This window comes from Streptomyces sp. NPDC111520 (assembly GCF_055635295.1).
The window spans coordinates 23,748-32,573 of record NZ_JBVKBW010000041.1 but is presented as its reverse complement, the minus strand read 5'-3'; the positions used below and the strand labels follow the sequence as shown (position 1 = coordinate 32,573).

General features: G+C 73.7%; 10 protein-coding genes. 8 read left to right on the top strand and 2 right to left on the bottom strand.

The genetic code is table 11. The features are described 5' to 3' along the window. The first annotated feature begins 289 nt into the window (after positions 1–289). The 3 genes from ACZ7MY_RS42545 (at position 290) to ACZ7MY_RS42535 (ending at position 3,018) form a co-directional block, all read left to right on the top strand. On the top strand, positions 290–1,042 hold the full coding sequence (locus ACZ7MY_RS42545) for a glucose 1-dehydrogenase (RefSeq protein WP_499611639.1): 753 nt from the start codon (positions 290–292) through the stop codon (positions 1,040–1,042). Between the two features lie 237 nt (positions 1,043–1,279). Further along, positions 1,280–2,029, top strand: coding sequence for a glucose 1-dehydrogenase (locus ACZ7MY_RS42540; RefSeq protein WP_499611637.1), 750 nt, complete (start codon positions 1,280–1,282; stop codon positions 2,027–2,029). A gap of 131 nt (positions 2,030–2,160) precedes the next feature. After that, entirely contained in the window at positions 2,161–3,018 is an 858-nt protein-coding gene (locus ACZ7MY_RS42535) for a TIGR03620 family F420-dependent LLM class oxidoreductase (RefSeq protein WP_499611636.1), read from the top strand. Positions 3,019–3,080: 62 nt separating this feature from the next. Here the strand turns inward: ACZ7MY_RS42535 and ACZ7MY_RS42530 are convergent, their stop codons facing one another. Beyond that, positions 3,081–3,374, bottom strand: coding sequence for a hypothetical protein (locus ACZ7MY_RS42530; protein ID WP_499611635.1), 294 nt, complete (start codon positions 3,372–3,374; stop codon positions 3,081–3,083). Between the two features lie 31 nt (positions 3,375–3,405). After that, positions 3,406–4,008, bottom strand: coding sequence for a TetR/AcrR family transcriptional regulator (locus ACZ7MY_RS42525; RefSeq protein WP_499611633.1), 603 nt, complete (start codon positions 4,006–4,008; stop codon positions 3,406–3,408). 184 nt (positions 4,009–4,192) lie between these two features. Here ACZ7MY_RS42525 and ACZ7MY_RS42520 point away from each other — a divergent pair, with 184 nt between their 5' ends. From ACZ7MY_RS42520 to ACZ7MY_RS42500, 5 genes are all read left to right on the top strand, one after another. After that, the gene (locus ACZ7MY_RS42520) at positions 4,193–4,702 is read left to right on the top strand and encodes a DinB family protein (RefSeq protein WP_499611631.1); all 510 of its coding nucleotides are present in this window, start codon (positions 4,193–4,195) and stop codon (positions 4,700–4,702) included. Positions 4,703–4,840: 138 nt separating this feature from the next. Next, positions 4,841–5,641, top strand: coding sequence for a DUF427 domain-containing protein (locus tag ACZ7MY_RS42515; protein WP_499611630.1), 801 nt, complete (start codon positions 4,841–4,843; stop codon positions 5,639–5,641). A gap of 70 nt (positions 5,642–5,711) precedes the next feature. Further along, complete coding sequence (locus ACZ7MY_RS42510) at positions 5,712–6,224, top strand: molybdenum cofactor biosysynthesis protein (protein WP_499611629.1); 513 nt, start codon at positions 5,712–5,714, stop codon at positions 6,222–6,224. A 140-nt stretch (positions 6,225–6,364) separates the two neighbouring features. Further along, a complete protein-coding gene (locus ACZ7MY_RS42505; RefSeq protein ID WP_499611626.1) occupies positions 6,365–7,309 on the top strand; it encodes an endonuclease/exonuclease/phosphatase family protein in 945 nt (314 codons plus the stop codon). Positions 7,310–7,722: 413 nt separating this feature from the next. Beyond that, the gene (locus tag ACZ7MY_RS42500; protein WP_499611623.1) at positions 7,723–8,646 is read left to right on the top strand and encodes a hypothetical protein; all 924 of its coding nucleotides are present in this window, start codon (positions 7,723–7,725) and stop codon (positions 8,644–8,646) included. The last annotated feature ends 180 nt before the right edge of the window (positions 8,647–8,826 follow it).

Genomic DNA, 8,826 nt, shown 5'->3' with positions numbered 1-8,826 from the left:
CGCGGCTCGCCCTGCACCCTGCTGGCGATCACACCCGGGTGACAAGACGAAAGCCGGGGGGAGTACGCGCAGTTGCACAGATGGGAAGCCGAAGCGCGTGCGGAGGGCACCGAAGTGCCCGACGTGGTCCCGGTTCCGGCGGAAGGGCCGCTTCGTACGGCCGTGCCGCCCTCGTCGCGTACGCCCCTCGCGCTCCCGGTGGCCCCCGCGGCCGCGGACGGCCGGCACTCGCGGTGCGGCGGCGGCCGGGCCACCGGATACTGCTCACGAGCGACGCTGGAGGTCGGCGATGGGGCGTTTCGACGGGAAGACCGCGGTGGTCACCGGGGGGACCAGCGGCATCGGGCTGGCCGCCGCCGAACGCCTCGCCGCCGAGGGCGCGCACGTCTTCGTCACCGGCCGCAGGCAGCCGGAACTGCGTGACGCGGTCGCGGCGATCGGCCCGGACAGGGCCACCGCGGTGCACGGCGACGTCGCCGTCCCCGCCGACCTGGACCGGCTGTACGCCCGGGTCGGGGCCGCTGGACGGCGGATCGACGTCCTCTTCGCCAACGCCGGCGGGGGCCGGATGGCCCGCCTGGAGGACGTGACGGAGCAGGACTTCGACGACACCTTCGGGGCGAACGTCAAGGGCGTGCTCTTCACCGTCCAGAAGGCACTGCCGCTCCTCAACGACGGCGCCTCGGTCATCCTCACCGGCTCGACGGCGGGCAGCGGCGGGGCGGAGGCGTTCACGGTCTACAACGCCTCGAAGGCCGCGGTGCGCTCCTTCGCCCGGACGTGGGCGAACGAGCTCAAGGGGCGCGCCATCCGGGTGAACACCCTGAGCCCGGGGCCCGTCGAGACCCCGGGGGTCCACACCCTGGCCCCCGGCCCCGAGGAGAACCGCCGCCTGCTGGAGGGCCTGGTCGCCACGGTGCCGCTCGGCCGCATGGGCCGGCCCGAGGAGGTCGCCGCCGTGGTCGCCTTCCTCGCGTCCGACGAGAGCAGCTTCGTCACCGGGGTGGAGCTCTTCGTCGACGGCGGCCAGCGGCAGGTGTGACCCCGCCCCTCCCCGCCCCGCCGCGCCCCACTGGGGAGACGGCCGCGGACGGCCCTGCTTGACACCCGCCGCAGGCCGACCTAGTTTCGTATCGACCACTACATAATTCGCCCCCACCCCCGACGCGGCGCATGCGAACGCGACGCGCAAGGCGCCGTGGGCATCTCCTGCGGCGAAATGTAACAACAATGGTTACAACGAGGCGGGCGATCATCGATCGCGATACGGAGCAATTCCATGGGACAGCTTGACGGCAGGACCGCCATCGTCACGGGCGGCACCAGCGGTATCGGCCTGGCCACCGCGCGGCGGTTCGCCGCCGAGGGCGCATACGTGTTCGTCACCGGCCGCCGCAAGGACGCACTCGACGCCGCCGTGGCGGACATCGGACCCCGCGCCACCGGTGTCCACAGCGACGTCGCCGACCCGGCGGCCCTCGACCGGCTCTACGACGCCGTCGCCCAGGCGGGGCGCCGTGTCGACGTACTGTTCGCCAACGCGGGCGGCGGCAGCTTCTCCACCCTGGAGCAGGTCACCGAGCAGCACTTCGACGAGATCTTCGGGAGCAACGTCAAGGGCCTGCTGTTCACGGTCCAGAAGGCGCTGCCGCACCTCAACGACGGAGCCTCGGTCATCCTCACCGGCTCCACCGCGGGCTCCGTCGGCAGCGAGGCCTTCGGCGTCTACGGCGCGTCCAAGGCGACGGTGCGCTCCTTCGCCAGGACCTGGGCCAACGAACTCAGCGGCCGCTCGATCCGGGTCAACTCCATCAGCCCCGGCCCGATCGACACACCTGGCATCGACGGCCTCGCGGCCGACGCCGAGGGGAGGGCACAGCTCAAGGGCTTCCTCGCCGGCCAGGTGCCGCTCGGCCGGATGGGCCGGCCCGAGGAGGTCGCCGCCGCGGCCGTCTTCCTCGCCTCGGACGAGAGCACGTTCGTCACCGGCATCGAACTCTTCGTCGACGGCGGGGCCAACCAGGTCTGAGCACCACCGGGGCCTCCTTCCCCTGAGCTGGGCCGGGGACGGCCGTCTCCGGCCCCGCCCCGCCCCGCGTCGGGCGGCAACCGCACGCACCGCCACCACCAGCACCACCACCAGCACAGACGGGACACACGATGGACTTGGGACGGACAGGAATCTGGAGCATCGAGCTGCGCACGGCCGACCCCGGCGCGATCGAGGACGCCGCGGCCGAACTCGACGCGATGGGCTGGGGCACCCTGTGGATCCCGGGGCTCGGCGGCGGCGACGTCCTGGGCGACTCGGAGCGCCTGCTCGCCGCCACACGGACGGCGCGCATCGCGGTCGGCGTGCTCAGCATCTGGCGCCACCGGGCCGCGGAGATGGCGGCGGGCCACGCGCGTCTGCGGCAGCGGTACGGCCGTCGGTTCCTGCTCGGCCTGGGCGTCAGCGACGCGGCCGCCGCGCAGGGCGCGGGACGCCCCTACCGGCCCCTGTCGGACATGGGCGCCTACCTGGACGAGCTCGACGGGGCCCCGGCCCCCGTACCGGCCGCAGAGCGCGTCATGGCGGCGCTGGGGCCGAAGATGACCGGGCTCGCGGGACGCCGCACAGCGGGTGTGCACCCGTTCATGGTCACCCCCGGGCATTCGGCGGCCACCAGGGAACTGCTCGGTCCCGGACCCCTTCTGGCGCCCTATCAGGCGGTCGTTCCGGAGCGTGATCCGTCCAGGGCCCGCGCCGCCGCCCGCGGTTTCCTGGGGACGTTCCTGGCCATGGACCACTACGCCCGCAGCCTGCTGCGCCAGGGCTTCACCGAGGAGGACCTGGCCGCCGGCGGCAGCGACCGGCTCATCGACAGCGTCGTGGCCTGGGGCGACACCGAGGCCATCGGCGCGCGCGTCCGCGACCACCACCAGGCCGGGGCCGATCACGTCTGCCTGCACGTCGTCGGGACGGACTCCGCCGTCCCGCTGGCCCAGTGGCGGGAACTCGCGGCGCTCGCCGGCTGAACCGGCGGGCGGCCCGCGGCGCCGGCGCCCTTCCCGGACACCCGGTTGCGCGGGGCTGCGGGTCACCGCCGCCGGACGAGCCCGTCGGGGAGCACGCCGGCGGCGGTCGTCGGGGCGAGCTGCCACTCGATGCTGTCGTGCGGGCCGTCGTACGCCCTGTCGCAGGGTGAAGCCGGAAGAGCGTGCCGTCCCGACCGCCCGTGGGGTTCGCCCAGGCAGCGCCCGATGCCCACGGGTTCGGTGTCGACGCTGCCCGCGATGCGCTCCGGCGTGGCCGCCGGGCCGTCGTCGCGTCGGTCCAGCGCCGTCCGCGCGAGCACGTGGACAGCGACGGCCGGCCTGCTGTCGGCGCTCACGCCACGCCCGCGGACCGCCTCCTGGCTGATGTCAGCCGGCCACCGGCTCCGCGGGCCAGGCGCCCAGCGCGAGCTCGACGACCCGGTGGAGTTCCTCGCGGGTCGCGCCGCCCGCGGCCTGAACGGCGAGGCCCTGGTACACGGTGATGAAGTAGCGGGCCAGATCGGACGGATCGGCCTCGGAGGGCAGCTCTCCGTCGGCCTTCGCCTTGTCCAGCCGCAGACGGAGCGCCGTCTCGCCGGCGGCCCGGCGTGCGGTGAGTTCGTCGCGCACGGTCTGCGATCCGGGCGACGCGGCGAGCCCTCCCTGCACGGTGAGGCAGCCAGGGGGGCAGTCGGGCCGGGTCGTGGCGTCCGCGGCGCCGTGCAGCAGCCGCTCCACGACCCGGCGCGCGCCGGGCTCGGCGAAGGCCTCCCGGATGTACCGGGCGGGGCCGTCGGCGTAGTGGTCGAGGACCCGCTTGAACAGCTCCTCCTTGTTGCCGAAGGCGCCGTAGAGGCTCGGCGGGTTGATGCCCATGGCCCGGGTGAGGTCCGAGATGCCGGTGCCCTCGTAGCCCTGGCGCCAGAACACCTCGAGCGCCCGGTCCAGGACCTCGTCGACGTCGAAGGCGCGCGGCCGTCCTCCCGCCATAGTGACCTCCCGACCCGTCGATCTGTAACGGCCGTTATAATACCGCGCCGACGAGGGCGCGGGAGACGGACCCGCGCCGCCCGGCCGTCCGGGAGGCGGCCTGGCCCGGCATAATTCCCGGGCCGGCCAGGCGGCAGGGGTGAAAGGCTGACCCGGAATCCGCAACGCAGGAAGTGAGCATCCAGTGACCGACGACGACCGCGTGGGCCCGCCGCTGCTGGGCGGGGAGCGCGAGACGCTCCGGGCGTTCCTCGACTACCACCGCGCCACGCTGGCCATGAAGTGCCGGGGGCTCTCGGACGAGGAACTCCGGCAGCAGTCGATGCCGCCGTCCACCCTGTCGCTGCTCGGGCTCGTGCGGCACATGGCGGAGGTGGAACGCGCCTGGTTCCGGCGGGTGTTCGAGGACAACGACGCGCCCATGGTGTGGTCCGACAGGATCGACTTCCAGGCCGCCTACGACGCGAGCGCGTCCACCCGGGCCGAGGCCTTCACGGCCTGGGAGGCCGAGGTGGCCAACTCCCGGCGGATCGAGGAGGCGGCCGCGTCCCTGGCGGTGACCGGGCGCCAGCCCCGCTGGGGCGAGGACGTCTCCCTGCGGATGGTGATGGTCCACGTCCTCCTCGAGTACGGCCGCCACAACGGGCACGCGGACTTCCTCCGCGAGGGCGTCGACGGCACCGTGGGCGCCTGACCGTCCGCGGCGGAGCCGAGGACCGGCGACGCCGGGGAGGCCGGGGCCACGGCCCGGGGTGGCCGATCGCGCGGGCGCCGGAGAAGCTGGGCGTAACGGGCGTTCGGAAAGCCCGTGAACGGACCGAGGTGATCACCGATGTCGGACGAGAGCGTGAACCACCCGGGTCTGATCGTCCCGGTCGGCCACGTGGAGCCCGTACCGCGGCGCATCCGGGCGCAGCTCGGGGGCCGTACCGTCCTCGACACCCGGCATGCCCTGTACGTGTGGGAGTGGCCCGGCTACCCGCAGTACAGCATCCCCATGAAGGACCTCACCGGGGCGGAGCTCACGGACGACGGCCGGGCCGGCCGGCTCGGCCCCGGCCCGGCGCGCCGCCATTCGCTGCGCGTCGGCACCGAGGTCCGCGAGGGCGCCGCCTGGGTGTGGGACGAGGGCGCCCCGGACCGGCTCCTGGGCACCGCGCGCTTCCGCTGGGAGGCCCTCGACGCCTGGTACGAGGAGGACGAGCAGGTCTTCGTCCACCCGCGGAGCCCGTACACCAGGGTGGACGCCCTGCGCTCCTCCAGCGGCGTCCGCGTGGAGGTCGAGGGCACCGTCCTCGCCGACGCCCCGCACGCGGTCACCCTGTTCGAGACGGGCCTGCCCACCCGGTACTACGTCGAGCGCGTCCACGTCGACTGGAGCCGGCTGCGCCCCTCGGACACCGTCACGCGCTGCCCCTACAAGGGCACGACCAGCGGCTACTGGTCCTTCGACGGCGAGGGCGCCACGCACGAGGACATCGCCTGGGCGTACGACTTCCCCACCGCGGCGTGCGCCCCGGTCGCGGGCATGGTCGCGTTCTACAACGAGCACGTCGACCTGTACGTGGACGGCGTGCCGCTCCGCCGCCCCATGGCGACGTCCCGCGACGCGTGGGACCGGCGGCACCTGTGACGGCCTGAGACGAAGCGGCCTGAGATGAAGCCCACGCCCGGCACCGCGGGCAGCGACTTAGGCTGGCCGCATGTCTCAGCAGGTCGAAGTCGTGCAACTGCTGGTGTCGCCCGCGCACCGGTACATGGGGCGGCCCTCGGACGGGCCGTCGGCGGCGGCGGACGGGGAGCTGGTGCACAGCGCCGAGGTGCGGAGCGGGCTCGGGCTCGTGGGCGACCGCTACTACGCGCGGCCGGCCCACCGCAACGCGGCCGTCACCATGATGGCGGCCGAGGGCCTCCCGCTGGACATCGCGCCGGGAACGGACCTGCGGCACACCCGCCGCAACGTGCTGCTCCGCGGTGTCGACATCGACGCGTACGTGGGCACGACCGTGGAACTGGACACCGGGGCGGGGCCGGTCCGGTTCGCGGTGCGGCGCCCCGCCCGGCCCTGCGCCTGGATGGACGCCGTCATCGGCCCGGGGGCGCAGCGCGCGCTGCGGGGCAGGGGCGGGGTGCGCTGCACGCCGCTGAGCGACGGGGTGCTCACCCTGGGCCCGGCCGAGTTCCGGGTCGTGGAGGACCCGCGGGAGGCGCCGTAACGCAGGCGCGTGGGACCCGTCAGGCCGTGGGGCGGGAACCGGACGGCCCGGCCCGGCGTCATTGCTGCGTGCGATCACTGGGGCGAACGGATCACGGGCGGGCGGAACGCGGACCGGCGGATCACGGCCGGGCGGCTACGGTGCCGGACGGCCGCGGATGGCGCGGCCGCCGCCGCTGGGACGGGGTGCCGGCGGCGTTCGCGCTCCTGCTGGCGCTGCTGATCGTGTGCCATGGGGCGGTACCGAACGGTCCCGGCCGGCCGGGGAGCCTGCTGGAGACGTTCCTGCCGTGGCTGGGTGCGGGCGTCCCCGTCCTGCTGTGCGTCGCCCTGCTGCGGCGTTCGGGCGTCGCCCTGTGCGCGCTGCTGGTGCCGGTCGCCGCCTGGTCGGTGGTCTTCGGGGGGCTGCTGGTCCCGCACGGCGGTTCCACGTACGACCTCGTCGCGGTGCAGCACAACGTCAGTGACGAGAACGCCGATCCGAGGGGCACGGCACGTCAACTCCTGTCGGCCGGTGGTGACATGATCGCTGTGCAGGAGCTGACGCCGTCCCTCCTGCCGCAGTTCCGCGCCGTCCTGGACGGGCCCTACCCGCACCACGTCACCTTCGGCACGGTCGGGTTGTGGTCCAGGTATCCCCTTGCGGACGGGCGCAGGACCGACATCCGGCCCGCGGACCTGGGCGAGGACTGGAACCGCGGCCTGCGCGCGACCGCCCGGACGCCGCATGGGGACGTCGCCGTGTACGTGGCCCACCTGCCCTCGCTCCGCCTCGGCGCGAGCGGGTTCGGCTCCGCCAGGCGGGACGAGAGCGCCGCCCTCCTCGGCGCCGAGATCGCGGCGGAGCCGCTGGAACGGGTGATCCTGCTGGGGGACCTCAACGGCACCGTCGACGACCGGGGACTCGCCCCCCTCACCTCGCGGCTGCGCGCCCCGGAGTCGGGGCTCGCGTTCAGCTGGCCGGGGCGGTTCCCACTGGCGCGGATCGACCAGGTCCTGGCACGTTCCGCGACGGTCACGGACGTACGGACCCTGCCCGCGACCGGGAGCGACCACCTGCCCCTCGCCGCCCGTATCCGCTTCTGAGGCCGGCCGGGTGAATCCCGCACCAACGGACCGTTCATGACGATACATCAGCGCAGGGCCGGATGTCAGGCTGGAGTCATCAGCGGGCACGGCGAAGCACGCTGACGATCCGTCAGCCACTTCGGCGCCGGGAGGAGCGATCCTCCGCCGCCCTGCTGACGCAAGATTAACTGATGGGCCGTCACCCGGTTGGACATCTCTTCACATTTTTCTTATCCGGGCCGTCACACCCCCTCTCACCTGCGGAAACTCCCCGCGTGACGCCACGGCCCCACCCCATTCGGCCGTACACCTCCGCCGGTCTCGGGGTGCGGAGCGGCTGCGGATGATCGCCATATAGGTCTCGAGGACGCGCTGGCAGTCGTGCCGGGGGCCACATCCCGCCTGCCCCGTCCACAAGGAGGTTCAGCTCCATGCGTGGTGCTCGTATCCTGGCGATGGCGACCATGACGGCCGCGGCGGTCGTCCTTCCGAACTCGCAGGCGTTCGCCGTGGTCGACGTCAACGTCGCCCAGAGCGGACGCTCCGTCACCGTCACCGCCAGCTCGGAGGTTTGCCAGGCGCCCGGCGCGATGGTGAACGCCAACGCCTTCCCGTCCGGCCTGCTGCGCAACGCGCTCGCCCTGAGCGCGTCCACCCCGGGCGGCCCGCTGACCGGCACCTTCACGATCCCGGAGGACGCGCCGGCGAACACCTACACGATCACCGTCAGCTGCATGATCGGCCCGAAGGCCGACCAGGGCAGCGTCGGCACCCTCACCGTTCCCGGCACGACCAGCACCAGCGGCGACCGCGACGGCGGCACCAACACGAACACGAACAACAACACCAACAACAACAGCAACAACCACAACAGCAACAACGACAACGACAACGACTACGGCGACAACAACCACGACGACGAGTACGGCGACGACTACGAGGACGACTACGGCAACTACGGCCGCGGCCACGGGCGCGACAAGTGCTCGTGGGGCGGGCACGGCCGGGGCGGCCACGGAGGCCGCGGTGACGACAACGGCGACGACAACGGCCGCGGCGGCTACGGCGACCGGGGCGGGTACGGCGACCGCGGCGGCCACGGGGACCGGGACCGCAAGTGCCACAAGCGCCACTACGGCCACGGCGGCCGTGACAACGACCGCGACAACGACCGTGACAACAACAACGGCAACGACAACGACAACGACTACGGCGCTCCCGACACCGGCTTCGGCGGCGGCTCGACCGGCATGAACACCGCCGGGAGCCTCGTCGGCGCCTCCCTCCTGGCCGCCGCGGCGGCGGGCGGGGTGTTCCTGCTGCGCCGCCGTCGCCCCCAGGGCGGCGAGGCCTGACGCCCCGCACCCCTCCGCACGGCACTCCGCCCCGGGCCCGCACACGGGCCCGGGGCGGGCTGCCGTCCACCGCCTGTCGGCCGCACGGACGCAGCCCGGCGGCCGGCCGGCGGGCCCGGCGCCGTTCACTCCACCGGCCCAGGCGAACACTCCCGCCGAACACGGTGCGTGGTGCACTGA

Bases quoted from the DNA above. Each gene is read 5' to 3' on its own strand.
- ACZ7MY_RS42510 (WP_499611629.1), top strand. From the start codon at position 5,712: ATGTCTCAGCAGGTCGAAGTCGTGCAACTGCTGGTGTCGCCCGCGCAC.
- ACZ7MY_RS42500 (WP_499611623.1), top strand. From the start codon at position 7,723: ATGCGTGGTGCTCGTATCCTGGCGATGGCGACCATGACGGCCGCGGCG.
- ACZ7MY_RS42515 (WP_499611630.1), top strand. From the start codon at position 4,841: ATGTCGGACGAGAGCGTGAACCACCCGGGTCTGATCGTCCCGGTCGGC.
- ACZ7MY_RS42535 (WP_499611636.1), top strand. From the start codon at position 2,161: ATGGACTTGGGACGGACAGGAATCTGGAGCATCGAGCTGCGCACGGCC.
- ACZ7MY_RS42545 (WP_499611639.1), top strand. From the start codon at position 290: ATGGGGCGTTTCGACGGGAAGACCGCGGTGGTCACCGGGGGGACCAGC.
- ACZ7MY_RS42540 (WP_499611637.1), top strand. From the start codon at position 1,280: ATGGGACAGCTTGACGGCAGGACCGCCATCGTCACGGGCGGCACCAGC.
- ACZ7MY_RS42525 (WP_499611633.1), bottom strand. From the start codon at position 4,008: ATGGCGGGAGGACGGCCGCGCGCCTTCGACGTCGACGAGGTCCTGGAC.